We start from the raw sequence: 26,377 nt of genomic DNA, 5'->3' as shown, positions 1-26,377 counted from the left end.
TATCAGTGCGGTCGGCTCAGCCGCCGAGTTTCTGGATGGCGTGCGGCTTGGTGGCGAAGGCAACGTTCTTGGTTTCCATGTAGAAATCGAAGGACCAGTCGCCGCCGTCGCGGCCGATACCGGAATTCTTGACGCCGCCGAAAGGCGTCGGCAGGTGGCGGACGTTTTCCGAGTTCACCCAGATCATCCCGGCTTCGAGATGGTCGGTGAAACGGAAGGCGCGGGTGACGTCGGAGGTCCAGAGATAGCCGGTCAGGCCGTACTGGACGTCGTTGGCGAGCGCTAGCGCATCGGCTTCGTCCTTGAAGGGGATGGCTGTCAGCACCGGCCCGAAGATTTCCTCCTGGGCGATGCGCATCTTGTTGTCGGCGCCGGTAAAGAGGGTGGGGGAGACGTAGCAGCCGCCGCCCGGACCATCGAATTTCTCGCCGCCGGCAGCAAGCGTTGCGCCTTCCGAGCGTCCGATCGCGATATATTCCAGCACCTTCTTTTCGTGCACGGGATGGATGAGCGGGCCAATGACCGTCTCGGGATCGAGGGGATGGCCGACCTTGATGCGCCTTACCATTTCGGCGACGAGCGCGGTGAACCTGTCATAGATGCTGTCTTCGACCAGCAGGCGCGAAGACGAGGTGCAGCGCTCGCCGTTCAGCGAATAGATCATGAAGACGGCGGCATCAGCCGCGCGCTCGAGATCGGCATCGGCAAAGACGACGACCGGGTTCTTGCCGCCGAGTTCGAAATGCACCCGCTTCAGTGTGTCGGCGCCCTGTTTCATGATCATCGAGCCGGTGCGGCTTTCGCCGACGAAGCCGATCGCCTTGATCAGCGGATGTTCGGTCAGCGCCTTGCCGGCGTCCTCGCCGAAGCCGTTGACGAGGTTCCACACGCCCTTGGGCAGGCCGGCCTCTTCGGCGATTTCGACGAGCAGGCGGGCCGTCAGCGGCGAAAATTCGGCCGGCTTGTGGACGATGGTGCAGCCGGCAGCAAGGGCCGGCGCGATCTTCCAGGTCGACAGCATGAAGGGCGTGTTCCACGGCGTGATGATGCCGACCGGGCCGATCGGCACGCGCGTCGTCACGTTCACCTGGCCATCGGCACGCAGTGACTTTCCGTCCCGTGCCTCCGGTGCGCGATCGGCGAAGAAGCGGAAATTTTCCGCACCGCGCAGCGCCGCCTTCGCCATGAATTTCAGCGACTGGCCGGTATCCATGCATTCGACGAAGGCGATCTCCTCGGCACGTGCGACGATCGCATCAGCAACCTTGTGCAGGAGCTTCTTACGCGCATCGCCGGGCATGGCGGCCCATTCGCCAAAGGCTGATTTGGCGGCCTTGGCCGCACGGTCGATATCGGCGGCATTGCCGCGGGCGACGGTGGCGAGCGGCTTCAGATCGACCGGCGAGAGGGTCTCGAAGGTTGCGCCGTCACCGCCCCCCACATCCTCGCCGCCGATGCGGTTGAGGACGCCGCGCTCCTTGAAACGCGCAAGGTAGGTTTCCGCCTTTGCGATGTTTTCCTGCAGTTTGGACATCGTCTGTTTCCCTGATGTTGTCTCGTCCCGCGATGCGGGGTTTGTCACTTGCCGCGAAGCCGCGGATGGATGGCGTTCTTCTTCCAGCTCAGCTCCGCATCGATCTCGCGGATCTCCAGCGACAGCGCGAAATGCGGCGTCTCGAAGAGGGGGCCGAGGATGTCAGCCGCCGCCGCAAGGATCGCTTCGCCAATGCGTTTCTTTTCCTCGGCCGTGCGGCCCTTGCCGATGCGGAAGTTCAGGTCGACGAAGGAGTTTTCGGCAAGCCGGTCGGCGATCGCATAATGATCGGCGCGAAGGGCGCGCACCCGCACCGCACCGATCTCGAAAAGCCCAGTCTCGAGCACGGTGTTCAGCAGCGTCTCGCAGAGTGCACCAATGTCGGCGCGGCCGTCGAGATTGGCCGAATATTCGATGGTGAGATGTGGCATCCGTCCTCCCACGGCTTATTTACTTAACACGTTAATCAATTTGTGATGGATGTCAAGCGTCGATATCGAGCTTTCTTGCAAGCTCCAGACTTTCGGCGACATAACGCGACAGCCGCTCGGGAGCGTTCGGGATCTCGGGCCGCTCGGCAAGCCAGCTGATATAGGTGAGGCTCCTCAGCGCCATGAAAAGCGGCAGGCTTTGCAGCGCCGCATCGGAAAGGCCGCGCCTGTTGCGATAGCCGGCGATCAGGGCGTTTTCGATTTCAGGGTAGGCCGGTTCTTGGCGATTCTTCAGCAGGGCCGTGGCGAGATCGAAAAGGCGGAAGCCATATCCCGCATCGTCGAAGTCGATGAAGGCGATATCGTCTTCGCTTCCCGTCAGGAAGATGTTCTCGCGCACCAGATCGGCATGGATCAGGCCGTAGTCGAGGCCGTGTCGCTGCGCATTGGCAAGACGGTCCCGCAAGTCGTCGCGCAATGCCGAAAGCGACGAGGCCTCGCCGCGTGAAAGCCCCGGGCAATCCCAGAAGCGGCCCCAGAGAGGCCTTTCTCCGAGGAGACCCTCGGCATCCCATGCCGGGCGGCGGAAACGTTCCGGCGGGTCCCAGGCATCGGCCAGATCATGCATCGTCGCCATCGCCTGGCCGGTGCGGAAAAAGATTTCCGCCTGCGTCTCGGCCGATTGCGGTAGCGGCGTGCCGGTCTGCCCGAGGGCCGTGCCGTCGATCCAGCTGACGACGTCGGCATATTGCTCGGGAAACTTTCGGTTGGCCGGAAGAAAGACGAGAATCTCGCCGTCGCTCGTCGCTACGGGGGCAGGCACGTCGAGACCTCCGCGCCGCAGTCCTGCCATGAGGTCCAGTTCCGAGCGCAGGCTCGTCTCGTCATGATAGCCCGGCCGATGCAGCCGCAGGGCAGCCAACGGCCCATCAGCAAGAGTGATGCGGAAGACGGCGTTTTCCCGGTATTTCATCAGGACAGGTTCGTCCGCCCGCACCGCCCAATGGTCGAGCGCTTCGAGCGCCCGTTCCAACAGGTCATCCCGGATGGTCTGCGGTAATTGATCGGTCATCTCAGCCTCACAACCCCGACAGGACGTCGTCGAAGACCGACAACATCAGATCGGCATTTTCCCGGGAGAAGGGCATCGGCGGGCGGATCTTGGTGGCGCATTGGTGGATGCCGATTTTGCCCATCAGCACGCCGCGCTCTCGCATTTCATTGACGATCCGGCTCGCCTCAGCGACGGCCGGCTCCTTCGTCGCCCGGTCCGCCACGAATTCCATGCCCATGAAGAGACCGCTGCCGCGCACGTCGCCGATGATCGTGTGTTTTTGCGCCAGACGCTTGAAGGCATCGCGCGTATATTCGCCGACGTCGCGGGCATTCTCGACGAGTTTCTCGTCCTCGATCACGTCGAGAACCGCCATGGCGGCCGCGCAGGAGACCGGATTGCCGCCGAACGTATTGAAATAGCGGAAGGCCTTGCGGAAGGCGTTCAGCACATCGGCATTGGCAACGACGCCGCCGACGGGATGGCCGTTCGCCATCGGCTTGCCGAGCGTCACGATATCGGGAACGATGCCGGCGCGCTGATGGCCCCACATATCAGAGCCGGTGCGGCCGAAACCGGGCTGCACCTCGTCGGTGATGACGAGGCCGCCGGCCTTGCGCACCGCCGCCACCGCCTTGTCGAGGAAGCCCCGCGGCAGATCCGGAAAGCCTTCATTAGCAAAGAACGGATCGATGATCAGTGCGGAAAAACCATGCGGGCTTTCCTGCAGCGAGGCGATCGCCGCCTCGACTGCGGCCGCGAAGGCCGCGGCAAAGGCCTCGCCATCTTCGCCACCGAGCGGGCGGTAGCTGTCGGGCGCCGGCACGTGCCTGACATGGCCGCCGAAGCCGCCGACCGGCGGCATGCGGGTCGAGAGCTGCGACACGGCGGCGGTATTGCCGTGATAGGTATGGTTGGTGGCGATCACACCGGTCCTGCCGGTGACGGCCTGGGCCATGCGCAGCGCCACGTCGTTCGCCTCGCTGCCGGTGCAGGTCAGGATCGCGGCGTCGAGGCTGCTGTCGAAGGTCGCCGTCAGGCGTTCGACATAGTCGAGAATGCCCTCGTGCAGATAACGCGTGTGGGTGTTCAGCGTCGACGCCTGCCGGGTGATCGCTTCGACCACGCGTGGATGGCAATGGCCGACATGTGGCACATTGTTGTAGCAATCGAGATATCGCCGGCCGTCGGCATCCCAGAGCCAGACGCCTTCGCCGCGGACCAGATGGACCGGATCGTCATAAAAGAGCGACATGTTGCGGCCGAGAAGCCGCTCGCGGCGCGCGATAAGGGCAGCGTTGTCGGACATGATCAGGCTCCCGCGGCGGCAAGGCCGGTATCGAGCGCCGTCAGGATCGTCTGCACATCGCCCGCCGTGACGATCAGCGGCGGCGACATGATGACGTTGGCGCCGGAAGTGCGCACCAGCGCGCCGGCCTCATAGGCGGCATCCTGAACCTTCTGCATGACATCCTTCGATGCGGCGCTCTTCTTCTCCCGGTTGCTGACGAGTTCGAGCGCGCACATCAGGCCCTTGCCGCGCACGTCGCCGATCAGTTCATACCTGTCCTGCAGCCTCCTGAGGCCGGCGATGAGTTCCTCTCCGCGGACGGCGGCATTGGCGGCGACGTTGAGCCGCATCGTCTCCTTCAAGGTCGCAAGCGCGGCGGCCGCACCCGTCGGATGGCCGGAATAGGTATAGCCGTGGCCGATGCCGCCGAATGCGCCCTTGCTGCTTTCGAACACCTCGGCCACCTTGTCTGAGATCATAACGGCGCCAAAGGGGAAATAGCCGTTGGTGATCGCCTTTGCGGTCGACATCAGATCCGGTTTGACGCCCCAGAGGCGCGATCCCGTCCAGGCGCCGGTGCGGCCGAAAGCGGTGATGACCTCGTCAGCGATCAGCAGAATGCCGTGGCGGTCGCAGATCTCGCGCATCAGCGGCAGGAAGGTCTCGTGCGGGACGATGACGCCGCCGGCGCCGAGCACCGGTTCGACGATCAGAGCGGCGATGGTGTCGGCCCCCTGAAAGGCGATTTCGTCCTCGAAGAGCCGGCCGATGGCGGCCGCGATCTCGGCATCATCAGTGGTGTCGAACGGGTTGCGATAGGCGAACGGCGCCGGCAGATGGATGACGCCGGGCAGCAGCGGTTCGTAATTGCGGCGGAAATTCTGGTTGCCGTTGACGGAGGCGCCGCCGAAATGCGTGCCGTGGTAGCCCTTCTTCAGCGCGACGAATTTGGTGCGCTCCGGCTGCCCGTTGATCTTGTGGTACTGGCGAGCCAGCCGCAGGCAGGTCTCGACCGAATCCGAGCCGCCCGATGTGAAGAAGGAACGGCTCAATCCGTCCGGCCTGAACCATTCGGCAAGCTCGTAGGAGAGTTCGATCAGCGGCGAATTGGTGGTGCCGCGGAATGTCGAATAATAGGGCAGCTCGTCGAGCTGGTCGCGGATCGCTTTCTTCACCGGCTCGCAGGAATAACCGAGATTGACGTTCCACAGGCCGCCCACGGCATCCAGCACCTTCTTGCCCTGGATATCGACGATCTCGACGCCTTCGCCTGAGTTGATGATGCGCGGCGGCTGCGCCTGCATTTCGGCCGGATGGGCCATCGGGTGCCACATGTGGCGGGCATTGTTTTCGATTATGAAGTTGGTTTCACGCATCTCAATTCCTCTCGTTCAGAGGCCCAGCATCGCAAGGGCGCGGGCATAGCTTTCGGCAGGGCGGGTGACGTCGAAATGCACATGCGGCAATCCGACGGCTTCGGCGCCTTCGATGTTTTTCTTTTGGTCGTCGACAAAGACGCAGGCCTCGCGCGGCAGGCCGAGTTCGGAAAGCACCTGCTCATAGGCGCGCGGGTCGGGCTTGAGGATCTTGGTGTAGGTGGCATCGACGATGACGTCGAAAAGGTCGATCAGCGGGAAGCGCTTGCGGAATTCGGCTCCGTAGAAAAGGTCGAGTTCGTTCGACAGGATCGCGAGCTTCAAGCCTGCTTCCTTGGCCCGCAGGATGGCGTCGCGGGCCTCAGGGCGCAGCACCAACTCCGGCTCGGCGCCGCGGGCGCGGCGCACGAAAGTCTGCATATCGGTCCAGCTCTCTCTGACCATTCGGCCGATCTCGCCGGCCCGCGTCAGCCAATAATCGCGTTCGCTGATCTCGCGGTTCTGCATCGCCACCCAGAGCGGGTCGGTCGCCGTGTCGAACGGCCCAAGCCAGGTCAGCGAGCCTTGGGGAAGGCCGAGCGTCCGCTCGGTGATGTCATGCGTCTCGAACAGGGTGCGGGTGACCACGCCGCCGAAATCGAGGATGAGGGCGCGTTCTCTTGTCATGGCCGTCCTTCCGGAATGATGCCTTCGGCAACCCAGCTGTCGAAAAGGGCAAGGGCTGCGGCGGAAAAGGCGGGAGAATTGATGTGGGCGTCGACTTCCCGGAAGGTGACGGAGGGCGGAACAGCGCGGCGCATTTCGTCGAGGAAGGCGGCGAGGCCTTCCGGATCATGCAGCGGCTCGTCCGGCTTGTCCCATTCCTGCAACCCTTCGGTCGGCAGCAGGAAGGCGACCTTCGCATCGGCCCGTTCCAGCTTTCGACCGATCAGCCGAGCCACTTCCCGCCGGCCTTCCGGCGAGGTCGTCACCGACCCGATCAGCCGGTTATGGCCATGGTAGGGGCGCTCGGCGAAAATGTCAGGCAACGCCTGCCAGGCCTGAAGATCGACCATGTCGACGGCGCCGGGTGCGACGATCTGCGGAATGCCGGCGCGGCCCGCATTTTCGAGCCTGTCCGGACCCGAGGTTACCACCGTGCCGTAATGGTGATTGCTGACCTCCTGGATGCAGAAGTCGAAGACGGCGGCAAAGCCGGATTGTGCGGCGATGGCTTCGAAGGCGCGGCCGCCCATGCCGGTGGAATGAAAGACGGCGACGTCATAACCGCGCTTTTCCAGCTCGGGCCGCAGATACTTCATGTATTTCAGGCAGGAGGAGCCGAGCGAGGTCATGCCGATCAGCGGGCGGGTGCGATCCGGTTTCGTTCCGTGCTTCGCCGCACCGACGACGGCGCCGCAGGCCTGCGACAGCACCGAACGGCAGATGCTGTTGAGGCCGTAGAGGCCGCCGGCCCACAGGATCATCATCAGGTCGGGCGCAATGCGCTCGGGCGGAATCAGGTGGGAATAGGCGATGGTCGATACCACGAATTTCGGCACGCCGAGCGGCAGGACGGCGGCGACGTCGAGAGCGAGATCCGTGCCCATCGAGCCGCCGAGCACGATGATGCCGTCGACGAGCCCGTCCTCGTAAAGCCGGCGGGTCAAGGCCGCCGCGCCCCTGGCCATGGCGGCCATCGCACTGTTTTCATCGCCGCTTTCGGTGATCGCCGCAATCGAGGTCGCGGCCGCCTTGGCGATGTCGTGCTTGGAATGGTCGGGAATATAGGGCGGGTCGCCGAGAATGCTGACATCGACCATAACAGGCCGGCCGCCGGCTTCGGTGATGACCGACGCCATGAATTGCAGTTCGTCGCATTTGGTGTCACCGGTTCCGATGACAAGTATATTTGGCGAGGGAGCCGCAGGGCTCATCAATCTCTCCTCCTGGTTTTTGGACTGGTTCCCGTGAGCCTTTCCGACCCGTAGTATTTTTCTGAAATTCCGTCGGCAGCGGCGATCGCCTGCGCGCCGAATTCGTAAATGGCGGTCTTGGTGGTACGCGACAGCGGGGCGGCGACGGCCACGCAGCCGATCGGCCGGCCGTCAGGCGCACGCACGGGTGCGGCGGCACTGATGACGCCGGCTTCGAGACCCTGATGACTGATGGAAAAGCCGCGCGCGGCCGTCTCGTCGAGCAGGCCGCGGACCAGCTGCGGGTCGACGACGGTATGGTCGGTGAATTTTTCGAGCGGCTTTCGCAGCGCCGCGTCGATCTCCGTCGACGGGCAGAAGGCGAGGAAGGCAAGGCCGGACGCGGTGGCGTGAAAGGGCAGGATGCTGCCGACATCGACGATGATGCGGTGCGCCCGCTGTGGATCTTCCACATGGATGGTCGACAGCCGGCCGCCTGAAAATTCGGAAAGATGCACCGTCTCCGCCGAGGATTCGGCAAGTGTCCTGATGAAGGGCACAGCGACCCGCAGGAAGGGATAGCGGGCCTCGCGGATGCGGGCGAGCCGAACTGGCGCCGAACCGATCCGATAGCGGCGGCTGTCAGGGTCCTGCTCGACGAAACCGTGTTTTTCCAGTTCCACCAGAAAGCGCCGTGCCGTCGCCTTGTCGAGCGAACACAGGCGGGCGATGTCGGTCAGACCCACGTCCTTGCCGAGCCGTGACAGGGTGTCCAGCAATGAAAGCGCCTTTCCGATCGTGCTCATCGTTCTTCCTCTCGGGGAGTAGGGTTCATGTCCCGGCTTGTTGCATCCGGCTTTACGCCATCCGTCAAATCAGCCCGCAAACCCTGTACTGCGGCACCATGGCAGCGACCCAAGATACTTAACATGCGAATTAACTTGACAGAGCTCGGGATTGTTTGCAAGTCTATATTTGAAGCTGCGGTTCAAATAATGAACCATAAGCGCTGACGGCGGCAAAATCAACAAAAGCCAAAAACACCGTTTGTCAGTCCGGTTCTGGTGGAGGTCGCTTGCGCGCATCGCAGCGATGATCGGATGTCCTTAAACAAGGGGAACGAAGGCAGATGAATATGCAAAATTCGCAAAGCGCCGCTGAGAACCAGCTGCGCAAAAACAGTCTCGGCGTCGGCGCCGTGACCTTCCTGGTGGTTTCGGCCGCCGCACCGCTGACGGCGGTTGCCGGCGGCGTGCCGCTGTCGATGATGCTCGGCAACGGAGCGGGCATTCCGCTAACCTTCCTGCTGGTCACCGGCATTCTGTTGCTGTTTGCCGTCGGCTATGTCGCCATGGCGCGCCATATCCGCAATGCCGGCGCCTTCTACGCTTATACGGCTCAAGGCCTCGGCGGCCTGATGGGCGGGGCGGCGGCGCTGATCGCGATCCTCGCATACAACGCCATGCAGGTCGGCGTCCTCGGCCTCTTCGGCGCAGCGACCAGGGGCTTTTTCGCCGAGCAGCTCGGCCTCGACCTTCCCTGGTGGGTCTGGAGTTATATCGGCATCGCCTTTGTCGCCGTCTTCGGCTACCGGCGAGTCGATCTTTCGGCCAAGGTGTTGATGGTTCTCGTCATTCTCGAATATCTCGTCGTCCTCGTCATTGACGCTGCGATCCTGGCCAAGGGCGGTGACAGCGGCCTGTCCGCCACCCCCTTCACGCCCACCGCCTTCTGGAGCGGAACGCCGGCGATCGGCATCCTCTTTTGCTTCGCCGCCTTCATCGGCTTCGAGGCAACGACCATCTACAGCGAGGAAGCCCGCGAACCGCACAAGACCGTGCCGCGCGCCACCTATATCTCGGTTCTGATCATCGGCCTCTTCTACATGCTGACGTCATGGCTAATGGTGAACGGCGCCGGCGCCGACAAGCTCGTGCCCGAACTGCAGGGCCTCGCCGATCCCACGACTTTCCTCTTCGGCCTTGCCGAGCGCTATGTCGGCCACTGGATCACCGTCGTGATGAGCGTTCTCTTCATCACCAGTCTGTTTGCCGGCGTCCTTGCGTTCCACAACGGCGTTGCACGCTACATGTATGTCGCCGGCCGCGAGGGTCTGCTGCCGAAGTCGGTCGGCGTTACGCATCCGGTCTTCCAGAGCCCGCATGTAGGCTCCATCATCCAGACGGTCATCGCGGTTCTTGTCGTCGCGCTCTTTGCTATGACGGGCCAGGATCCGGTGCTCGCATTGTTTTCGTGGCTCACCAATGTGGCGACGCTTGCGATCATCCTGCTGATGGCCTTCACCGCCTTTGCGATCGTCGCCTTTTTCAGCCGCAACCCGGGGCTCGAGCGGAATGTGCTGGCCGTCAAGGTGCTGCCTGTCGTCACCGGGCTGATCTTGCTTGCGCTCGTCTATTATATCTCGGCGAATTTTGGCGCCATCGCCGGCGCCAATGGCGCGCTCGGCGTATTCCTGCCGGGTCTCGTGCTGATCGCCGGGATCGTCGGATTGCTAGCCGCAGCGCGCCTGAAGTCTGCGGATGCCGTCGGTTTTGCCCGGCTTGGCGCCGGGCAGGAAGCCTGACCGAACCCTATCAACGGTGGCGGATCATCTCCGCCACCCTTTTTCGTGAGAGCATGAGATGCAGGACAAGATCGATCAGTTGCGGACGCAGCCCGTTCCTCCCCAATCGCTGTTTATCGACGGTGCCTGGCGCCTGGCCGTCAGCGGAGCGGCGATGGACGTCATCTCCCCGATCGACGGAACCAAGCTGACGACGATCGCCGATGCCGGCGCCGAAGACGTCGATCAGGCGGTCAAAGCGGCGCGGCGCGCCTTCGAAAAAGGCGGCTGGTCGCGGGCAGCCCCTGCCGAGCGCAAGAAGGTGCTGCTGAAGATCGCCGAACTGATCGAGAAGAACGCGCTTGAACTCGCCGTGCTCGGCGTGCGCGACAACGGCACCGAAATCTCCATGGCGCTGAAGGCCGAGCCGGGCAATGCCGCCGGCACCTTCCGCTACTATGCCGAGGCGATCGACAAGGTCTATGGCGAGATCGCCCCGACAGCCGACAACATTCTCGGCCTCGTTCACCGCGAGCCGGTGGGCGTGGTCGCCGCCATCGTGCCGTGGAATTTCCCGATGATGATCGGCGCCTGGAAGATTGCGCCGGCCCTTGCGGCCGGCAATTCGGTGGTGCTGAAACCGGCCGAGGGCGCATCGCTGACCCTGCTGCGGCTCGCCGAACTTTGCACCGAGGCGGGATTACCCGATGGCGTGCTCAACGTCGTCACCGGCCGCGGCGCCGTCAGCGGCGAAGCGCTCGGACTGCATATGGATATCGATGTGCTCGCCTTTACCGGCTCCGGCCCGATCGGCCGCCGGCTGCTGGAATATTCGGCGCGCTCCAACCTGAAGCGCGTCTATCTGGAACTGGGCGGCAAATCGCCGAACATCGTCTTTGCCGATGCGCCGGATCTCGATCAGGCCGCCAAGATTTCCGCCTACGGCATCTTCCGCAATTCCGGTCAGGTCTGCGTCGCGGGTTCCCGCCTGCTGGTGGAAAAATCGATCCATCAGGAATTTTCGGAAAAGGTCGCCGGCATCGCCGCCTCCATGAGGGTCGGCGACCCCTTGCAGCTTTCCACCGAGGCCGGCGCAATCTCAAGCGAGATCCAGCTGCGGAAAGACCTCGGCCATGTCGCCCAGGCGGTGTCGGAAGGCTCTTTGCTGCGCACCGGCGGCACCCGCATCCTGGAGGAGACCGGCGGCTATTACATGCGACCGGCGGTCTTCGACGTGACGCCATCGATGACGCTTGCCCGCGAGGAAGTCTTCGGGCCGATCCTGTCGATCATTCCGTTCGAGACGGAGGCCGAAGCTCTGCAGATCGCCAACGCCACGGAATATGGGCTGGCGTCCGCTGCCTGGACATCGAACCTGTCGCGCGCCCATCGGATGGTCCGCGGCATCCGCGCCGGCGTCGTGCACGTCAACACCTATGGCGGCGCCGACAACAGCGTGCCGCTCGGCGGCGTCAAGCAATCGGGCAACGGCCACGACAAATCGCTGCATGCGCTGGATAAGTATGTCGATCTGAAAACCGCGTGGATCCAGCTCTGAGAGGAACGGCGCCAACCGAACTGCCGGTCAGCCCCTGATCCGCCTGCCGACACCTTCGCCCCGCTAGCGGGGCGAAGGGAGATAGCCGCAACCTCTCCGTTGCTCTCTCACGCCTAGCACCCCTCGTTCTGTTTACGGGGGACGAGTCGAGACGAGTGACTCGGCCCGGATCGGTAAGGGGCAGGCCACTGGCCCGAGCCGTTGGGGCGACAACAAGTCGGCTTTCCCATCGGTGGTCGGCAATGGGGAAGCCGACCGCCTATCCCCCGAAACTGCCCACCTGCGTCGGCACGTTGATATAGTTGCGGTCGAAGTATAGCAGTGCATTGCCATCCGCCCGCGCACGAATGCCGATCACCTGGCCGATGAAGATATGATGTGTGCCGACCAGGCGCGCCTCGGTGAGCCGGCAGTCGAAGGAAACCATGGCGCCGGCCAGCGCCTGGCTTCCCGACGGCATGTCGACCCATTCCGCCGCGGCATAGCGTGCTGCCATATCCGCCTGGCGGCCGGCGAAATAGCCGGCGAGCTCCTGATGGTCATCGGCGAGTACGTTGACGCAAAAGCGGTGGTTTTCGAGAAAGACGCCGCATTGGGCCGAGCGACCGTTCATGCAGACCAGCAGCGTCGGCGGTTCGTCGGTGACGCTGCACATGGCGGTGGCGGTGAACCCGCCGCGCCCGGCGGGTCCGTTGGTGGTGATGACGTTGACCGGGGCACAGACCCTGGCCATCGCGTCGCGGAACTCGGTTTTCGAGACTTGCTCCTCCATGGCCGTCTCCTCACTCGGCCGCGTTGCGGACGGCGGATGCCTGATCGAGCGGCGGCAGCCAGGTGTCGCCGGTCCAGCCGGTTTCGTCGTAATCGCTCATGCATTGGTCGACGAGCGCTTCCATCTCCCTCAGCCGCCCGCCGCGCTCGGCGCCCTTCAGCACCTGCAGCCGGACCTCCTCAGGCGCACCGGCATAGTTGAGTTCGTAAAGCGCGTGGCGGCCGCCGAATTCGGTGCCGGTGGCATCCCACAGCAGTTTCATGATCTTGATGCGCTCGATATGGCCCATGTCGTTGGAGCCGCGCACATATTGGGCGAGATAGCGGTCGATCTCGGGATTGCCGAAATCCTTGGCGGAGGAGGGGAGATAGATCAGCCCCGAGGCGACGACCTTGCGCACCGTCTCGATTACGCGCGGATAGGCCTCCGACATGAAGGTGCGGTAGGAAAGGGCTGCCTCCATGTTGGGCAGCACGGCGCCATTTGCCCATGGCTGGGGATTGTGGGCCATGGCGTTGGAGAAGGACCAGAACATGTGGCGCAGCGCGATGACCTCGCCGAGTGCGGCCTGATTGCCGCGGAAGGCGTCGCCGCCGGTGGCGCGCAGCGCCTTGGCGAGCAGCCCCGCCATAAAGTCGAGCTTGACGGCAAAGCGCGTGCAGCCCTGGAAGCAGTAGCCGTGCATGAAGCCGGAAGCCGGGTGAAACGACAGGATCTTGGCCGCATCGCGCAACACCAGCACGTCCTCCCAGGGCACGAAGACGTTGTCGAGCACCAGGATCGCATCGTTCTCGTCAAAGCGCGACGACAAGGGATAGTCGAAAGGCTGACCGACCGTGTTGGCGGTCTGCTCGTAGGAGACGCGGCAGAACATCTTGATGCCAGGCGCATTCATCGGCACAATGAACATGACCGAGAGCGAGGGATCTTCCGTCACCGTCGCCGAGCTCTGGGCGAGGAAGTTGTAATGTGTCAGCGCCGAGGAAGTCGCCACCACCTTGGCGCCCGAGACGTAGATGCCGGCATCGGTTTCCTTGGTGATGTGAACGAAGACATCCTTGACGGCATCGGCCGGCTTGTGCCGGTCGATCGGCGGATTGACGATCGCATGGTTCATGAACAGCGCTGCTTCCTGGGCGCGTTTGTGCCAGGCGAGCGCATTGTCCTTGAACGGCCCATACCAGTCGGCATTGGCGCCGAGCGTGTTCATCAGAGCCGCCTTGTAGTCGGCGGTGCGGCCCATCCAGCCATAGGACATGCGGGCCCAATCGGCGATGGCGCCTTGCTGGGCGACGAGCTCGGCCGAGGATTTCGCCACCCGGAAATATTTATGCGTATAGCCGCCATTGCCGGTATCGGTCGGCGATGTCAGGCGGTCCTTGGTCTTCTCTGCGTGCAGCGCATCATACATCCGCGCGATCGAACGGGCGGAATTGCGCATCGACGGATGGCTGGTGACGTCGGCGATGCGCTCACCGTTGATATAGACCTCGCGTCCGTCGCGCAGGCTGGCGAGATATTCGGCGCCGGTGAACGGACGGGTCTTGTCGCCGCGGTGGTCTTCAGCTCGCATGTCAGGTTCCTCCCTTGGAATATTGATAGAAGCTAAAACGGGAGCGGCGGGCACACCATGGACAAAGAAGGGAATTCGCTGGTACTTTTTCCGCTATGGCGACACGAAACGATGTTCCGAATTTTTTCGTCTATGGCGAGCCGAGCCGCTCGCTCGATGTGGGATTCCTGCACGTCGAAACGGTGATGGAGCGAAAAAACCTGCATTTCGGCCATGTCTCACCGCACAAACATCCGCTGATGGGACAGATCACCTATTGGTTTCAAGGGGGCGGAACCTATCGGATTGAAGACGAAACTTGGAATTTTTCCGCTCCCGCCGTGAGCTTCGTGCCGAGCAACGTGGTGCATGGTTTCGATGTCGACGAACAGTCCGACGCGATCGTCGTATCGGTCTCGGACGACATGCTGAAGGCGATCGTGCCGCAGATCGCGCTCAATCTCGACGTGCCGACCTTCCTGACCGGCCAGTCTGCAGATCCGGTATGGACCAAGCTCGCAACACTGCTCGACATGGTCTCCGAGGATTATCGCGATCGAGGTGCGTACGGCGAACAGGTGCTTTGCGGCCTGATTTCGGTCGTGCTGTCGCTGATGGGCCGCATCGGCGGCCGGGTCGCCCTGCCGTCGACCTCGGCGACTGTCTCACTCGGCCTCGCGCTGCGCCGTCTCGTCGATCTTCACTACAGAAAGGATTGGCCGGTGAGAGCCTATGTCGATCTGCTTGCGACCACGCCGCATCTGCTCGACAAGGCCGCCCGCGAAGTCTTCAGATTATCCGTCAAGGAATTGCTGCTGGAGCGGCGCCTGTTGGAAGCCAAACGCCTGCTGATGTTCACCGTCCGCTCGGTGGAAGATATTGCCGGCGAGATCGGTTTCGACGATCCCGCCTATTTCTCTCGCTTCTTCCGCAAACGCACCGGCGAGGCGCCGGCCGCCTGGCGCCGGCGGCATTTGCAGGCGGCATCGTGACGAGCGACGGAACTGTCGCTATCGGTCATCGAAGAAAGATCAAAGCCATCCCGACGACAACAAGAGCGGCGCCGGCCCAGGCGCCGCCGGCCGGGCGTTCGCCGGTTTTCAGCCACAACAGCGGTAGAATAATCGCGGGCGATGTTGCCGACAGTGTCGAAACGATACCGACCTTGCCGCCAGCCAGCGCAAAGAGCAGGAGTGTCATGCCCATGCCGAGGGCGATGATCCCGGTCAGGGCGGTCAATGCCGCGACCTTGAAGGTGAGCGGTCCCTTCGGCTTGACCGACTGGACAGGCAACTGGATCAGGATGCTGAGGCAAAGGGCCGCCATGGCGACACGCAGCAGGGACGCGACGAATGGATCGATACCGCTGACCATGACCGGTCGCGCGATGATGGAACCGACCGCCTGGCCGGTTGCGGCGCCAAGCCCAAGCAGGACGCCGATCCACAGTGGCCCCTTGATCCTCTCCCATTGATGGATCTGCGATCGGCTCTTGCCGAACACGATGGCGAGAAAAACGCCTGCGGCCGTCAAAGCAATCCCCACCACCGCGGAAAACGATAGAACCTCCCCCAGCACCAGCCAGCCGAGCAGTGAGGCAATCGGAGCGTTGAGGGCGAACAGGATGCCGGCACGACGCGGGCCAAGCCGGTTCAGGGCGGCAAAGAGCAGCGTATCGCCGATGAAGATGCCGATCAGTCCGGACAAGAGCAGCGGACCGACGCTTGCCTCGTCCAGTTGGCGCCAGGATCCGGTAAAAATCACATAAAGCGCCAAAAGACCGGTGACGAAAACCTGGCGGACCCTGTTGAAGGCCGGCGCGCCGAGATGGCCGGATGGACCCGCCGCGATCAAACCCGTAAAGGCCCAGCACGTTGCCGCTCCGAGCGCGGCAAGTTCATGAATTGGCATCTTGCTTCGATCCTCAATGCATGTCGTCCGGAATGTGCAGCGGTTCCGGGTAACGACATGCATAAAACAAAGGACCAAAGCGCGGCGCATGGATCAAGTTTGATGCGACGCGCTTTGGAATCCGGGCGCGAAGCGTTTAAACGTGATTGAAGAGCAACTGTCGAGGGCTGTTCGATGCGACGCCACGGACGGCTTCTCAGCCACCGTCATCGACAGGACATCGAGCAACATTTGTCAGTGTCATTCTCTAGCTGACGGCATGGCCGGCCAGGCCGTAAACCGCCGGCTCCCCATTCTTCCTGTTCAGGAAACGCCGCCCCTTGGACATGGTCGTCACGGTTTCCGAGACGGCCAGCCGGCTTTGTTGAAGGAACTCGGCGAAGAGGCCTTTTTCCCGCGTATCGACGCGCGCGAAGCGGCCAGCCAGATCCTTGAGATGCACGGCGGTAAGATGGATCGCGTCCTGATCATTGCTTGCCACGATCGGGCCGACCACATGGCCGCGTCCGAACTCGCGGCACATGGAATAGCCGACGATTTCGTCACCCCGCCGGAGTGTGCAAACGGAAGCACCTTCGGCAAGTAAAGCCAGCAATTTGCCGCGATCGGTGCCGAAAGCGCGCGTATCGAGAGCGTTGATCTCCTCGACATTGTCATTTGACAATTCGCTCAATTGCCCGTTCAGCTCCGGCAGGGGAGGGAGCTTGGGCGCGACATCTCCCTGGTATTGATAGACAATCGCTTCCTTGGTGAAGCCGAGCGAAACATAGAGTCTGTAAGCCGCATGGGTTGAATTCAGGCTCAGATCGCGGTCGCCGCACTGCTCGAACACCTGCTCCATGAGCCATCGGCCGGTCCCTTGCGCCTGCGTGCGCGGCGATGTGATCACCAGCCCGATCGTGGCGAAATCGTCCCCATGCGGAAACCACATCGCGCTTCCGAACACGCGTCCGATCCCATCGACGGCAACGATGCCGCGGCCCGCACGCCGCAGGATATCCCAGTCCTTCGGCCGGTGCGGCCAGCCGACGCCGATCGACAATGCGTGAAGCAGGCTGACATCGACACTGTTGATATCCTGCGCAATCAATTCGAACGATTTCAGCCGCACTGATTTTTGCATTTCGGGTATCCGTTCCGTTCGCCAGATCACCAGACTCCACTGGAAGTGAACAGCGTCTTTGATCCTGCGCCGATTGCAACCGAGTCACAATATCGCACACCAAGGCCGGCAGGATTGGCTTGTTCGCCGCAACAATTCGAAATCTTCAGCTGAACCGAGGCCCCACTCAGCAGGCAAAACTCCTGCCTTTGCTTAGGCTAGTTAGCATCTCGACCACTCCAAAGGCAACTTGGTCACCCATGGACGTCATAGATATTCTTGCGAGGCTGATCGCGTTCCCTTCCGTCGTCGGAACGACGAACGGCGCGATTGCCGACTGGATAGCCGGCTATTGTCGGAAGGCGGGAGCCGAGGTGACGGTCCACCCCGGCCCGGAAGGTGACCGATACAACCTTTTCGCGACCGTCGGACCACGCGAAGGCCGAGGTTACATTCTGTCCGGACACATGGATGTCGTGCCGGCCGGTGAACGGGAATGGAGTTCGGATCCTTTCGTGCTGCGCGCGGCGGGAGACAGGCTTTACGGACGCGGCGCCACCGATATGAAAGGTTTTCTCGCCTGCGCACTGGCCGCATTGCCGAAGCTTGCCGCCATGAATTTGCAGCGGCCAATCCACTTTGCCTTCTCCTATGACGAGGAGGCAGGCAGCCGCGGGGTGCCGCATCTGATCGCGGCGCTGCCGAAGCTGTGCAACGCCCCGCTGGGTGCAATCATCGGCGAACCGAGCCGGATGCAGGCGGTGCGGGGGCATAAGGGCAAGGCAGCGGTCCGGCTGGAGGTGATCGGGCGATCAGGTCATTCCTCTCGTCCTGATCTCGGATTAAACGCCATTCATGCCATGGCCAATCTCATCACAGAGGTCGCCGAATACGGCAGGTCCCTGACGAGCGGCCCTTTCCACCACGATTTCGCGCCACCCTACTCGTCATTGCAGGTCGGTGTCATTGCCGGCGGCCAGTCGGTCAACATCATACCGGATCGCTGCACCGCCGATATCGAGGTTCGCGCCGTGCCGGGTATCTCGCCGTCATCGCTGCTCGAGCCGGTAAAAGCCAGGCTCACGGCCCTCAGAGACCAGGGATTCGAGGTCGGCTGGCATGAGTTGAGCGCCTACCCAGGTCTTGCGCTCCCCGAAGGCAGCGAACTCGCAGCGCTGCTGACGGAATTGACGGCGCAGAAGCCGCTGGCCGCGGTCAGCTACGGCACGGAAGCCGGGCTCTATCAGCAAGCCGGCATCGATTCGATCATTTGCGGACCGGGGGATATCGCCCGTGCGCACCGGCCCGACGAGTATATCGAGATCGGCGAGCTCGCCGCATGCCAGACGATGATCGAGAAACTCGGCGCCTCCCTTGCCGAAGGCTGAAAGAAGGCGATTTCCATGGCGTTTCTCTTCAACTCCGATGCCACACGCGGCGCGATTTTCAAGGAAGCTTTTGCCCGCGAGCTTCCGGATCTGGAATTCGTCGGACAGGGCCAACCGGTAGATCCGGACAAGGTGCGCTATCTCCTGACCTGGACGGTCCCCGGCGACATCGCGCGTTACCGCAATTTGGAAGTGCTGTTTTGTATCGGCGCCGGCGTCGATCAGCTCAAACAGGACAGCCTGCCGGACCATGTGGCGCTCGTCCGTATGGTCGAGGATGGCATTATCCGGATGATGCAGGAATACGTCACTCTTGGGGTCCTGACGCTCCACCGGGAGATGCTCGCTTACCGGGACCTGCAGAAACAGTCTGCGTGGCAGACGCTGGCCGCCCCGCAGGCCACCGCGCGCAGAATAGGTTTCCTCGGCCTCGGCATTTTGGCGCAGGCGGCGATCGAGCGCTTGAAGCCGTTCCAATTTCCGCTCGCCGGATGGAGCCGCAGCAAAAAGCAAATCGATGGTGTCACCTGCCATCATGGCCCGGATGGACTTGCCGATTTTCTGGCCGAGACGGACATTCTGGTCTGCCTGCTGCCGCTGACCGATGAGACGCGCGGCATTCTCAATGCCGAGCTCTTCTCCCAGCTGCCGGCCGGTGCCAGGCTGCTGCATGTGGGCCGCGGACCGCAGCTCGACCAGACGGCGCTGATCGAGGCGCTCGATAGCGGCCGCTTGGCCGCCGCAATGCTCGACGTCACCGATCCCGAGCCGCTGCCGGCAGACCATCCGCTCTGGCACCATCCAAAAGTGGCGATCACGCCGCACATCGCCTCCGTCACCCAGCCGGAAACGGCGGCGCATTCGGTCATCGAAAATATCCGGCGCCACCGCGCCGGCGAAACCCTGATCGGCCTGGTCGATCGGACACGTGGTTATTAAACGAGGAAAATGACATGTCGCTTCTGCAGACCATCGACACAAATCCGAACTTTACTCCAAAGCAGGCCGTACCGGATGCGGAACGGCTGATTTCAGGAAATCCGGCCTACAAGACCTGGGCACAGGATGCCTCAAAAGGCGAAAAAGTGCTCACCGGCATCTGGGAAGCAACCCCCGGCGAGCACCATTCCATCAAGGGCACGGTCTACGAATTCTGCCACATCATTTCCGGTGTCATTGAGATCGACGAAAAAGACGGCGAGACAAAGATGTATCGCGCCGGCGACAGTTTCGTGATGAAGCCTGGCTTTGTCGGCGTCTGGCGCACCATCGAAACCGTGCGCAAGATCTACGTCTGCGTTTACGACTGAGAAGCCGCCGGCGCGCGCCCGAAGAACGGCACGCCGCTTATATCCGGCAATCACGTGCTGAAAACACGAGGCGGCTGAACCGCCAACTCTCTAAAGCGCGCACGCATTAGCCTTCGGCGATAGCAAAGATCTTCTTGAGGTTGCCCTGAATTGAAAGACGGTTCACCGTCCCCCGGCCGACGAAGATCGCGTCTCCCGGGCCAACCGATGTTTGCGTCCCGTCGCCATCGGTCACATCAGCCTGCCCCTCCAGGATGTACATCAATTCATGGACGGGATGAGAGCGCGACATCCGGATGTGCGGCGTCGTCGCCCAGACACCAGCCCGAAAGCCGGCCTCTTCGTCGGAAAATGCCCTGAAGAGACGGCACTGAGGCGTGTCCCCTTCCACGAACTGCGCCGGAGGCGGCGGGGAGGGGCAAGCGCCACATCCCTGTCGATCGCCACGACGCCCTGCGCGCTTGATGTCGCCGCGGTCGTTGCGCAGAAGATCCACTGCGTGCCGTTTTCCGCTTCCGCCGTAATGTCCTCGCCCTGGCCGATGACCACGCTGTCGCCGGACGTGAGATGAAACGTCGAGCCGCCCGAATGCAGGACAAGACGGCCTGCCACGACGACCAGGCATTCCGTGTGGGGAAAGCCGGCGATCGAGGCTTTTCCATTCCAATGGACCGATCCGGCGAAAACGCCGCCCGAGGCGCTCCAGACGATATCGCGGCCGACCGCGAATATGTCGTCTGGTCCCAAGGCTTTTCGTTTGCCTTCAGGGGCGGATCCGCTTTTCGCCTCGAAGAGGAGAATGGTTTTACCGGTCATGACGTCACTCCCATTTTTGGTGAGATATTCATAGGCTGATGCTGTTGCCTATGGGCCGAGGGCTAATCTGCCAGGCACTGGCTCGAATTCTGCATAGATCCTAATCGGTGGCTTCAAGGGGCGCGCTGCGGAGTTGGCGCTTAAACAGAATATCCTTTGGTTTGCTGCCCCCAACACAGGCAATTGTTGCGAAACAAAGCCGCCTGCGCCGCACCTCTCCAGCGCAAGCAGGCCTATACTTCCTGCATTGGATCAGACGAGCATAAAGGCATGCGCCAATGAAATTTGCGTCCTACTGGCATGATACCTCGATCCCATTCGCCGCAGGCATCGCCGACCCCGTCTCGGGAGATTTCGACGTTGCGGTGATCGGCGCCGGTTTCACCGGGCTCAACGCCGCGCGCACGTTGGCGCAATCCGGTGTGAAGGTCGCTCTGCTGGAAGCCGAACACGTTGGCTATGGTGCGTCCGGCCGCAATGGCGGGCACCTCAACAGCGGCCATTTCGCAAGCTTCGGCGCCGCCAGGCAGCATCTCGGGGAAGACCGGGCGCGCCGCTTGTGGCGGGCCTATGACGACTCGATCGACATGATCGAACGCATCGTCGAGGAGGAAAAGATCGCCTGCGACTTCCGCAGGGGCGGCAAGCTCAAGCTTGCCTCGAAGCCCTCTCATGTCGGCAAGCTGCAGGCAATGGCCGAAGAAATCCGCCGCGAGGTCGACCCGTCAGCCGAATGGCTGACGCGCGAGGACCTCCGCAACGAGGTGGTATCGGATGCCTTCCATGGCGGGATCCTCTATCCGAAATCCGCCATGATGCACATGGGGCGCTACGCCAACGGCGTGGCGCAGGCGGCCCACCGCCATGGCGCGGCGATCTGGGAACACAACCCGGTGACCGCCCGCGAGCCCGTCCCGAATGGATGGCGGCTAACCACGCCGACCGGCTCGCTGACCGCCCGCCAGGTCATCCTGGCGACCGATGCCTATACGCCAAGCGTCTTTAACTATTTCCGCCGGAGGCTGATGCCGATCGCTTCCTTCATCATTGCGACACGCCCGCTCACCCCGCAGGAGGTCGCGGCGACAGTTCCGGGCAACCGCAACTTCACCAACTCCCTCAACATCGCCAACTACTTCCGCCTGACGCCAGACAACCGCATGCTGTTTGGGGGGCGGGCGAGATTTTCGGCGGTATCGAACCAGAAAACCGACGTCAGCTCCGGGCAGCTTCTGCGCCAGCAGATGCTCGGCATGTTTCCGCAGCTTGCAGACGTCGAGATCGACTATTGCTGGGGCGGCCTCGTCGGCTGCACGCAGGATCGTTATCCCCGCGCAGGCAGCGCCGAGGGTGTGATTTACAGCATGGGCTATTCCGGCCACGGCGCCCAGCTATCGACCTTCATGGGCAGCGCGCTGGCCAATATGGCGATGGGGCGCAAGGACGCCAATCCGCTCGACGGCTTCGCGTGGCCCGCCGTCCCGATGCATACCGGAAACCCGTGGTTTCTGCCCATCGTCGGCACCTATTACCGCATGAAGGACCTGCTGCCCTGACCGATCCTGGCGCCGCGCCCCGCGCGGGCACCGATGGCCTAACGCAGGACGGCCACCCCTGATTCCCTGCCGATCCTCCGTGCCTGTTGCCGCATAAGGACTTTGCAATGATCACACCTCTCGAACATCTGTCCCGCAACGGTCGTCTGGGCAAGTTCTTCATCGACGGTCAATGGCTCGAACCCAAAGGCAGCGCCAAGGGCGTCGTAGTCAATCCTGCCACGGAAGAGACGGTGACCCAGTTTGCGCTCGGCAACGGCGAGGATGTCGACGCGGCGGTTTCCGCCGCCCGGCGGGCCTTCGCGACCTGGAGCCGGACCAGGCCGGAATACCGCGCGGGTCTGCTCGATCGCCTGCGGACGCTGCTCGAAGCGCGCAGCGAACTGTTCGCGCAGTGCCTGAGTCTCGAAATGGGCGCGGCGATCGGATATGCGCGCAGCGCTCAGGTGCCGCTGGCGATCGCCCATGTGAAGGTCGCCCGCGATCTCCTGGAAGCCTTCCCCTTCGTCAAGCAGCGCGGCCACACCGCCGTCGCCCAGGAACCGATCGGAGTCTGCGCACTGATTACGCCCTGGAACTGGCCGCTCTACCAGATCACCGCCAAGGTTTCGCCGGCACTCGCCGCAGGCTGCACGGTCGTGCTGAAGCCCAGCGAGCTTTCGCCTCTCGGCGCGCTGCTGTTTGCAGAAACGATTGAGGAAGCCGGCTTCCCCAACGGCGTCTTCAACCTCGTCAATGGTGACGGCTCCTGCGTCGGTTCGGCTCTCGCGTCCCATCCGGATGTCGACATGATTTCGATTACCGGCTCTACCCGTGCCGGTATCGCTGTGGCCCAGGCAGCCGCGCCGACCGTCAAGCGCGTCGCGCAGGAGCTTGGCGGCAAGTCGCCGAACGTGATCCTGCCGGACGCCGATCTTGACCGCGCCGTTGCCATGGGCGTAGCGGCTGCCTTCCGCAATCTCGGCCAATCATGCAGCGCGCCGACGCGTATGATCGTGCCGCGCGCGATGCTCTCCAACAGCGAGTCCATCGCCAAAAGAACCGCAGATGAGATCGTTGTCGGTGATCCCCTTTCAGAAGCCAGCACCCATGGCGCGATCGCCAACCGGGCCCAGTTCGATCGGATCCAAACCATGATCGGCGTCGGAATTGCGGAAGGCGCGACGCTCGTCACCGGCGGCGAGGGTCGTCCCGCCGGTCTGAATGCCGGCTTCTACGTCAAACCGACAATTTTCTCGGACGTGCGCACGGATATGCGTATCGCCCAGGAGGAAATCTTCGGCCCGGTTCTCTGCCTCATTCCTTACGACACGGTGGAGGAAGCCATCACCATCGCCAACCATACCGTCTACGGTCTGGGTGCACATGTGCAGGGTAAAAATACAGACGTCGTCAGGGACGTCGCGTCACGGATCCGCTGCGGTCAAGTGCATCTCAACTATCCAGCCTGGGATCCACACGCGCCTTTTGGCGGCTTTAAGCAATCTGGAAACGGACGCGAATTCGGCATTGAGGGCATGCTGGAATACCTCGAGGTCAAATCCATCCTTGGCTACTTCTAAAGCAAGTCGCGCAAAAGTGTGCAGCGCTTTGTGATAACGACATGCGTAAAAACAAAGACCTAAAGCGCGTGGAGCGAAGCTGAAAGATCGCGACGCGCTTTAGCATGACGCCGAAAGGCGTGAGGGGGTGTTGGTATCCGTCGGAAGCGCACCGCCCAGGAGGAAAAAACGCGTCCCCTTCATCAGCCGAAGATGACTGTCTCATCACTCAAAACATTATTTTCCACCGCCCCGGCACCCACTGTCGATGCATGCTGCTTGTTCAGTTTCGGTAGGCTTTGGTCGGGAACACGTCGAGGCCGGCGATAACGACCAAGACGGAATTCATTCCAGACGCTGGCTTTTGCAGCCAGCGACCAATGGTCAGAGAGGAAACGATATGCTCGATTTGAACGACAACGACCTTTTCCAGCAGGCCGGACTGATCGACGGGATCTGGTCGCGTGCGGCGTCGGGCAAGACGGTAAACGTCGTCAATCCCGCCACTCAGGACAATCTCGGCACCGTTCCCGACATGGGCACAGCCGAGACCCGGGCGGCGATCGACGCAGCTAATGCCGCCTTCAGCTCGTGGAAGAAGAAAACGAATGCCGAACGCGCCGTTCTGCTCGAGCGCTGGTATGCCCTGATGATCGAAAATCTCGAGGATCTGGCGCTGCTCATCACTCTTGAACAGGGCAAGCCTCTCGATGAATCGCGTGCCGAAATCCGTTACGGTGCTTCCTTCGTCAAATGGTTTGCCGAAGAAGCTCGCCGCATCGGCGGCCATACCATTCCCTCGCCGACGCCGGATCGCCGCATCGTCGTGCTCAAGGAAGCGGTCGGCGTCTGCGCCATCGTGACACCCTGGAATTTCCCGATCGCCATGATCACCCGAAAGGTGGCGCCCGCCCTGGCGGCCGGCTGTACGGTTGTCGTCAAGCCTTCGGAATTCACCCCCTATTCGGCGCTCGCCATGGGTGTCCTTGCCGAGCGCGCCGGCATTCCGGCAGGTGTGATCAATATCGTCACCGGCATGCCGACGGAGATCGGCAACGAGTTCATGGCAAACGCGACGGTGCGCAAGATCTCCTTCACCGGTTCGACCCGGATCGGCTCGCTTCTGATGCGCGGCGCTGCCGACAGCGTCAAGCGGCTCTCCCTCGAACTCGGCGGCAACGCGCCGTTCATCGTTTTCGACGACGCCGATCTCGATCTCGCTGTCGAGGGCGCAATCCTGTCCAAGTTCCGCAACGGCGGCCAGACCTGCGTCTGCGCCAACCGCATCCTGGTGCAGGCCGGTGTCTATGATGCCTTCGCCGAAAAACTCGGCGCTCGCGTCAACGCCATGAAGGTCGGCCCCGGCACGGAACCCGGCAACGTTATCGGCCCGATGATCAATGCAGCGGCGATCGACAAGATCACCCGCCATGTCGAAGACGCTCTCTCCAAAGGCGCCAAGATCGCCGCACAGGGAAGCTCCGTGGCGGAGGGCTCGCAATACGCCGCGCCGATGGTGCTGACCGGGGCGACGACCGACATGCTGCTTGCCAGCGAAGAAACCTTCGGCCCGGTTGCTCCGCTCTTCCGCTTCGAGACGGAAGACGAGGCGATCGCAATCGCCAACGGCACGCCCTTCGGCCTGGCTGCCTATTTCTACACCGTAAACCTCAAGCGCTCCTGGCGTGTCGGCGAAGCGCTCGAGTTCGGCATGATCGGGCTCAACACCGGCGCGATCTCAACCGAAGTCGCCCCGTTCGGCGGCGTCAAGCAATCCGGCCTCGGGCGCGAGGGCGCGCAGGCGGGCATCGAAGAATATCTCGAGATGAAGAGCTTCCATATCGGCGGACTGAGCTGAGCCGGAAGCGATTACGGGACGAGAACCAGCAATGTGGCGCACGCGGGGTGCGCCATTTTTTTTTACAACCACCGCAACACACGAGGGTTGGCAACCCTTCGGCTTCAGTCGGTCCGCAAGCACAGCCGATCACTTCAAAAGAAGCGCGGGCGGAAACGCCCGCGCTTTTCCTCGTACGGTTCAGAGACCGAAAACGCCCGGCAGGCCGGAAATGTCGGGGATTTCGACATAGCCATAGAACGGGTTGGCGGGTTCATGGCGGCGGTTGACCCACACCTTGTTCTTGATGCCGATATCGTTGGCCGACATATGGTCATAGCGGAATGACGAGGAGCAGTGCACGACATCTTCGGGCGCGCAGCCGAGCATATCGAACATATATTCAAAGGCCTGCAGGCGCGGCTTGTAGGCTTGCGCCTGTTCGGCCGTGTAAACCGCATGGAACGGAGCGCCGAGCTTTTCGACATTCGACATGATCTGCGAAATCATCGCATTCGACAGGATCACCAGCGGGATCTCCTTGGCGACCTTCGCGAGGCCAGCCGGCACATCCGCATGCGGACCCCAGGTCGGCACGCGCTCATAGACCATCCGGGCGTCTTCGTCCCTGAACTTGATGCCGTTGCGTTTGCAGCTGCGCTCGATCGAATTGTGAACGACCTCGGCATAGGGCTTCCAGTCGCCCAGAACCTCATCGAGGCGATAGGCGGCGAAGTTGCGGACGAACTCGGCCATGCGCGGCTCGTCGAGCTGATTGCCGTAAAGGTCGCGGGCCGCCTCCGCCATCTGGAAATTGGTCAGCGTGCCGTAGCAGTCGAAGGTGATGTATTTCGGGCGCATGAGGGTCATGAACATATCCTTTGGAGCGT

The 26,377-nt window shown here is 62.4% G+C and carries 24 protein-coding genes; 9 read left to right on the top strand and 15 right to left on the bottom strand.

Translation table 11 applies throughout. The features are described from left to right. Window positions 1-16 precede the first annotated feature (16 nt). From hpaE to K6N12_RS15975, 8 genes are read right to left on the bottom strand one after another with little or no spacing between them, the layout of a single operon-like run. Window positions 17-1,534: a 5-carboxymethyl-2-hydroxymuconate semialdehyde dehydrogenase gene (hpaE, locus tag K6N12_RS16010; protein ID WP_183780164.1), complete on the bottom strand. Its 1,518-nt coding sequence runs from the start codon at window positions 1,532-1,534 to the stop codon at window positions 17-19. Between the two features lie 44 nt (window positions 1,535-1,578). Then, window positions 1,579-1,965, bottom strand: coding sequence for a 5-carboxymethyl-2-hydroxymuconate Delta-isomerase (locus tag K6N12_RS16005; protein WP_183780167.1), 387 nt, complete (start codon window positions 1,963-1,965; stop codon window positions 1,579-1,581). A 52-nt stretch (window positions 1,966-2,017) separates the two neighbouring features. Then, the gene (locus K6N12_RS16000) at window positions 2,018-3,037 is read right to left on the bottom strand and encodes a phosphotransferase (protein ID WP_183780170.1); all 1,020 of its coding nucleotides are present in this window, start codon (window positions 3,035-3,037) and stop codon (window positions 2,018-2,020) included. 7 nt (window positions 3,038-3,044) lie between these two features. Then, complete coding sequence (locus tag K6N12_RS15995) at window positions 3,045-4,328, bottom strand: aspartate aminotransferase family protein (RefSeq protein WP_183780173.1); 1,284 nt, start codon at window positions 4,326-4,328, stop codon at window positions 3,045-3,047. 2 nt (window positions 4,329-4,330) lie between these two features. Continuing rightward, on the bottom strand, window positions 4,331-5,686 hold the full coding sequence (locus K6N12_RS15990; RefSeq protein ID WP_183780176.1) for an aspartate aminotransferase family protein: 1,356 nt from the start codon (window positions 5,684-5,686) through the stop codon (window positions 4,331-4,333). Window positions 5,687-5,701: 15 nt separating this feature from the next. Then, on the bottom strand, window positions 5,702-6,352 hold the full coding sequence (locus K6N12_RS15985) for an HAD family hydrolase (protein WP_097626239.1): 651 nt from the start codon (window positions 6,350-6,352) through the stop codon (window positions 5,702-5,704). Further along, complete coding sequence (locus K6N12_RS15980) at window positions 6,349-7,602, bottom strand: Tm-1-like ATP-binding domain-containing protein (RefSeq protein ID WP_222134933.1); 1,254 nt, start codon at window positions 7,600-7,602, stop codon at window positions 6,349-6,351. The genes K6N12_RS15985 and K6N12_RS15980 overlap by 4 nt, the downstream gene beginning before the upstream one ends. Continuing rightward, the gene (locus K6N12_RS15975) at window positions 7,602-8,387 is read right to left on the bottom strand and encodes an IclR family transcriptional regulator (RefSeq protein ID WP_097626241.1); all 786 of its coding nucleotides are present in this window, start codon (window positions 8,385-8,387) and stop codon (window positions 7,602-7,604) included. The genes K6N12_RS15980 and K6N12_RS15975 overlap by 1 nt, the downstream gene beginning before the upstream one ends. A 323-nt stretch (window positions 8,388-8,710) precedes the next feature. Between K6N12_RS15975 and K6N12_RS15970 the strand changes: the two genes are divergently transcribed. Further along, window positions 8,711-10,165: an APC family permease gene (locus K6N12_RS15970; protein ID WP_183780185.1), complete on the top strand. Its 1,455-nt coding sequence runs from the start codon at window positions 8,711-8,713 to the stop codon at window positions 10,163-10,165. Window positions 10,166-10,223: 58 nt separating this feature from the next. Beyond that, a complete protein-coding gene (locus tag K6N12_RS15965; RefSeq protein WP_097626243.1) occupies window positions 10,224-11,702 on the top strand; it encodes an aldehyde dehydrogenase in 1,479 nt (492 codons plus the stop codon). A gap of 259 nt (window positions 11,703-11,961) precedes the next feature. Here the strand turns inward: K6N12_RS15965 and K6N12_RS15960 are convergent, their stop codons facing one another. Both K6N12_RS15960 and K6N12_RS15955 read right to left on the bottom strand, forming a co-directional pair. Then, window positions 11,962-12,474 carry a flavin reductase gene (locus K6N12_RS15960; protein ID WP_064841598.1) on the bottom strand — a complete coding sequence of 171 codons (513 nt, stop codon included), beginning with the start codon at window positions 12,472-12,474 and terminating at the stop codon, window positions 11,962-11,964. 10 nt (window positions 12,475-12,484) lie between these two features. Then, on the bottom strand, window positions 12,485-14,047 hold the full coding sequence (locus K6N12_RS15955) for a 4-hydroxyphenylacetate 3-hydroxylase N-terminal domain-containing protein (protein ID WP_131711250.1): 1,563 nt from the start codon (window positions 14,045-14,047) through the stop codon (window positions 12,485-12,487). 95 nt (window positions 14,048-14,142) lie between these two features. Between K6N12_RS15955 and K6N12_RS15950 the strand changes: the two genes are divergently transcribed. Next, window positions 14,143-15,018 carry a helix-turn-helix domain-containing protein gene (locus K6N12_RS15950; RefSeq protein ID WP_222134932.1) on the top strand — a complete coding sequence of 292 codons (876 nt, stop codon included), beginning with the start codon at window positions 14,143-14,145 and terminating at the stop codon, window positions 15,016-15,018. A gap of 25 nt (window positions 15,019-15,043) precedes the next feature. Here K6N12_RS15950 and K6N12_RS15945 read toward each other — a convergent pair whose 3' ends face one another. Together K6N12_RS15945 and K6N12_RS15940 are read right to left on the bottom strand one after the other, a co-directional pair. Continuing rightward, the gene (locus K6N12_RS15945; RefSeq protein ID WP_097626246.1) at window positions 15,044-15,937 is read right to left on the bottom strand and encodes a DMT family transporter; all 894 of its coding nucleotides are present in this window, start codon (window positions 15,935-15,937) and stop codon (window positions 15,044-15,046) included. A 247-nt stretch (window positions 15,938-16,184) separates the two neighbouring features. Further along, complete coding sequence (locus K6N12_RS15940; protein WP_183780191.1) at window positions 16,185-17,060, bottom strand: GNAT family N-acetyltransferase; 876 nt, start codon at window positions 17,058-17,060, stop codon at window positions 16,185-16,187. Between the two features lie 239 nt (window positions 17,061-17,299). Between K6N12_RS15940 and argE the strand changes: the two genes are divergently transcribed. Genes argE through K6N12_RS15925 form a run of 3 tightly spaced genes read left to right on the top strand, consistent with a single transcriptional unit; the run spans window position 17,300 to window position 19,737 of the window. Further along, window positions 17,300-18,427 carry an acetylornithine deacetylase gene (gene argE, locus K6N12_RS15935; protein WP_222134931.1) on the top strand — a complete coding sequence of 376 codons (1,128 nt, stop codon included), beginning with the start codon at window positions 17,300-17,302 and terminating at the stop codon, window positions 18,425-18,427. 15 nt (window positions 18,428-18,442) lie between these two features. Beyond that, window positions 18,443-19,366, top strand: a complete 924-nt coding sequence (locus K6N12_RS15930) for a 2-hydroxyacid dehydrogenase (protein ID WP_097626249.1) — start codon at window positions 18,443-18,445, stop codon at window positions 19,364-19,366. A 14-nt stretch (window positions 19,367-19,380) separates the two neighbouring features. Further along, window positions 19,381-19,737 carry a cupin domain-containing protein gene (locus K6N12_RS15925; RefSeq protein WP_097626250.1) on the top strand — a complete coding sequence of 119 codons (357 nt, stop codon included), beginning with the start codon at window positions 19,381-19,383 and terminating at the stop codon, window positions 19,735-19,737. A 106-nt stretch (window positions 19,738-19,843) separates the two neighbouring features. Here the strand turns inward: K6N12_RS15925 and K6N12_RS34115 are convergent, their stop codons facing one another. Then, window positions 19,844-20,029, bottom strand: a complete 186-nt coding sequence (locus tag K6N12_RS34115; RefSeq protein ID WP_245426833.1) for a cupin domain-containing protein — start codon at window positions 20,027-20,029, stop codon at window positions 19,844-19,846. Further along, window positions 19,999-20,553 (bottom strand): cupin domain-containing protein, encoded by a 555-nt coding sequence (locus K6N12_RS15920; RefSeq protein WP_245426835.1) that lies wholly within the window; start codon window positions 20,551-20,553, stop codon window positions 19,999-20,001. Before K6N12_RS15920 ends, K6N12_RS34115 begins: the two co-directional genes overlap by 31 nt. A 278-nt stretch (window positions 20,554-20,831) precedes the next feature. On the opposite strand from K6N12_RS15920, the gene K6N12_RS15915 reads away from it, so the two are divergent. The 3 genes from K6N12_RS15915 (at window position 20,832) to K6N12_RS15905 (ending at window position 25,508) form a co-directional block, all read left to right on the top strand. Beyond that, complete coding sequence (locus tag K6N12_RS15915) at window positions 20,832-22,109, top strand: NAD(P)/FAD-dependent oxidoreductase (protein WP_097626251.1); 1,278 nt, start codon at window positions 20,832-20,834, stop codon at window positions 22,107-22,109. A 107-nt stretch (window positions 22,110-22,216) separates the two neighbouring features. Beyond that, the gene (locus K6N12_RS15910; protein WP_183780197.1) at window positions 22,217-23,671 is read left to right on the top strand and encodes an aldehyde dehydrogenase family protein; all 1,455 of its coding nucleotides are present in this window, start codon (window positions 22,217-22,219) and stop codon (window positions 23,669-23,671) included. A 379-nt stretch (window positions 23,672-24,050) separates the two neighbouring features. Then, window positions 24,051-25,508, top strand: a complete 1,458-nt coding sequence (locus K6N12_RS15905) for an NAD-dependent succinate-semialdehyde dehydrogenase (RefSeq protein ID WP_222134930.1) — start codon at window positions 24,051-24,053, stop codon at window positions 25,506-25,508. A 180-nt stretch (window positions 25,509-25,688) separates the two neighbouring features. On the opposite strand, the gene K6N12_RS15900 is transcribed toward K6N12_RS15905, so the two are convergent. Then, window positions 25,689-26,357, bottom strand: coding sequence for a haloacid dehalogenase type II (locus K6N12_RS15900; RefSeq protein WP_183855882.1), 669 nt, complete (start codon window positions 26,355-26,357; stop codon window positions 25,689-25,691). Between the last annotated feature and the right edge of the window lie 20 nt (window positions 26,358-26,377).

The organism is Rhizobium redzepovicii, from assembly GCF_019793435.1.
Lineage (GTDB): Bacteria > Pseudomonadota > Alphaproteobacteria > Rhizobiales > Rhizobiaceae > Rhizobium > Rhizobium redzepovicii.
The sequence above is the reverse complement of the archived record's forward strand: the minus strand, read 5'-3'. Positions and strand labels throughout refer to the sequence as shown.

What these genes read in the sequence shown, in the direction of transcription:
- K6N12_RS15980 (WP_222134933.1), bottom strand. Translation starts at nt 7,602, where the DNA reads ATGAGCCCTGCGGCTCCCTCGCCAAATATACTTGTCATCGGAACCGGT.
- K6N12_RS15910 (WP_183780197.1), top strand. Translation starts at nt 22,217, where the DNA reads ATGATCACACCTCTCGAACATCTGTCCCGCAACGGTCGTCTGGGCAAG.
- K6N12_RS16005 (WP_183780167.1), bottom strand. Translation starts at nt 1,965, where the DNA reads ATGCCACATCTCACCATCGAATATTCGGCCAATCTCGACGGCCGCGCC.
- K6N12_RS15950 (WP_222134932.1), top strand. Translation starts at nt 14,143, where the DNA reads ATGGCGACACGAAACGATGTTCCGAATTTTTTCGTCTATGGCGAGCCG.
- K6N12_RS15995 (WP_183780173.1), bottom strand. Translation starts at nt 4,328, where the DNA reads ATGTCCGACAACGCTGCCCTTATCGCGCGCCGCGAGCGGCTTCTCGGC.
- K6N12_RS15940 (WP_183780191.1), bottom strand. Translation starts at nt 17,060, where the DNA reads ATGCAAAAATCAGTGCGGCTGAAATCGTTCGAATTGATTGCGCAGGAT.
- K6N12_RS15920 (WP_245426835.1), bottom strand. Translation starts at nt 20,553, where the DNA reads ATGACCGGTAAAACCATTCTCCTCTTCGAGGCGAAAAGCGGATCCGCC.
- K6N12_RS15975 (WP_097626241.1), bottom strand. Translation starts at nt 8,387, where the DNA reads ATGAGCACGATCGGAAAGGCGCTTTCATTGCTGGACACCCTGTCACGG.
- K6N12_RS15960 (WP_064841598.1), bottom strand. Translation starts at nt 12,474, where the DNA reads ATGGAGGAGCAAGTCTCGAAAACCGAGTTCCGCGACGCGATGGCCAGG.
- K6N12_RS15915 (WP_097626251.1), top strand. Translation starts at nt 20,832, where the DNA reads ATGAAATTTGCGTCCTACTGGCATGATACCTCGATCCCATTCGCCGCA.
- K6N12_RS15925 (WP_097626250.1), top strand. Translation starts at nt 19,381, where the DNA reads ATGTCGCTTCTGCAGACCATCGACACAAATCCGAACTTTACTCCAAAG.
- K6N12_RS15900 (WP_183855882.1), bottom strand. Translation starts at nt 26,357, where the DNA reads ATGACCCTCATGCGCCCGAAATACATCACCTTCGACTGCTACGGCACG.
- argE (WP_222134931.1), top strand. Translation starts at nt 17,300, where the DNA reads ATGGACGTCATAGATATTCTTGCGAGGCTGATCGCGTTCCCTTCCGTC.
- K6N12_RS15905 (WP_222134930.1), top strand. Translation starts at nt 24,051, where the DNA reads ATGCTCGATTTGAACGACAACGACCTTTTCCAGCAGGCCGGACTGATC.
- K6N12_RS15970 (WP_183780185.1), top strand. Translation starts at nt 8,711, where the DNA reads ATGAATATGCAAAATTCGCAAAGCGCCGCTGAGAACCAGCTGCGCAAA.
- K6N12_RS15955 (WP_131711250.1), bottom strand. Translation starts at nt 14,047, where the DNA reads ATGCGAGCTGAAGACCACCGCGGCGACAAGACCCGTCCGTTCACCGGC.
- K6N12_RS34115 (WP_245426833.1), bottom strand. Translation starts at nt 20,029, where the DNA reads ATGTCGCGCTCTCATCCCGTCCATGAATTGATGTACATCCTGGAGGGG.
- K6N12_RS16000 (WP_183780170.1), bottom strand. Translation starts at nt 3,037, where the DNA reads ATGACCGATCAATTACCGCAGACCATCCGGGATGACCTGTTGGAACGG.
- K6N12_RS15965 (WP_097626243.1), top strand. Translation starts at nt 10,224, where the DNA reads ATGCAGGACAAGATCGATCAGTTGCGGACGCAGCCCGTTCCTCCCCAA.
- K6N12_RS15990 (WP_183780176.1), bottom strand. Translation starts at nt 5,686, where the DNA reads ATGCGTGAAACCAACTTCATAATCGAAAACAATGCCCGCCACATGTGG.
- K6N12_RS15985 (WP_097626239.1), bottom strand. Translation starts at nt 6,352, where the DNA reads ATGACAAGAGAACGCGCCCTCATCCTCGATTTCGGCGGCGTGGTCACC.
- K6N12_RS15930 (WP_097626249.1), top strand. Translation starts at nt 18,443, where the DNA reads ATGGCGTTTCTCTTCAACTCCGATGCCACACGCGGCGCGATTTTCAAG.
- hpaE (WP_183780164.1), bottom strand. Translation starts at nt 1,534, where the DNA reads ATGTCCAAACTGCAGGAAAACATCGCAAAGGCGGAAACCTACCTTGCG.
- K6N12_RS15945 (WP_097626246.1), bottom strand. Translation starts at nt 15,937, where the DNA reads ATGCCAATTCATGAACTTGCCGCGCTCGGAGCGGCAACGTGCTGGGCC.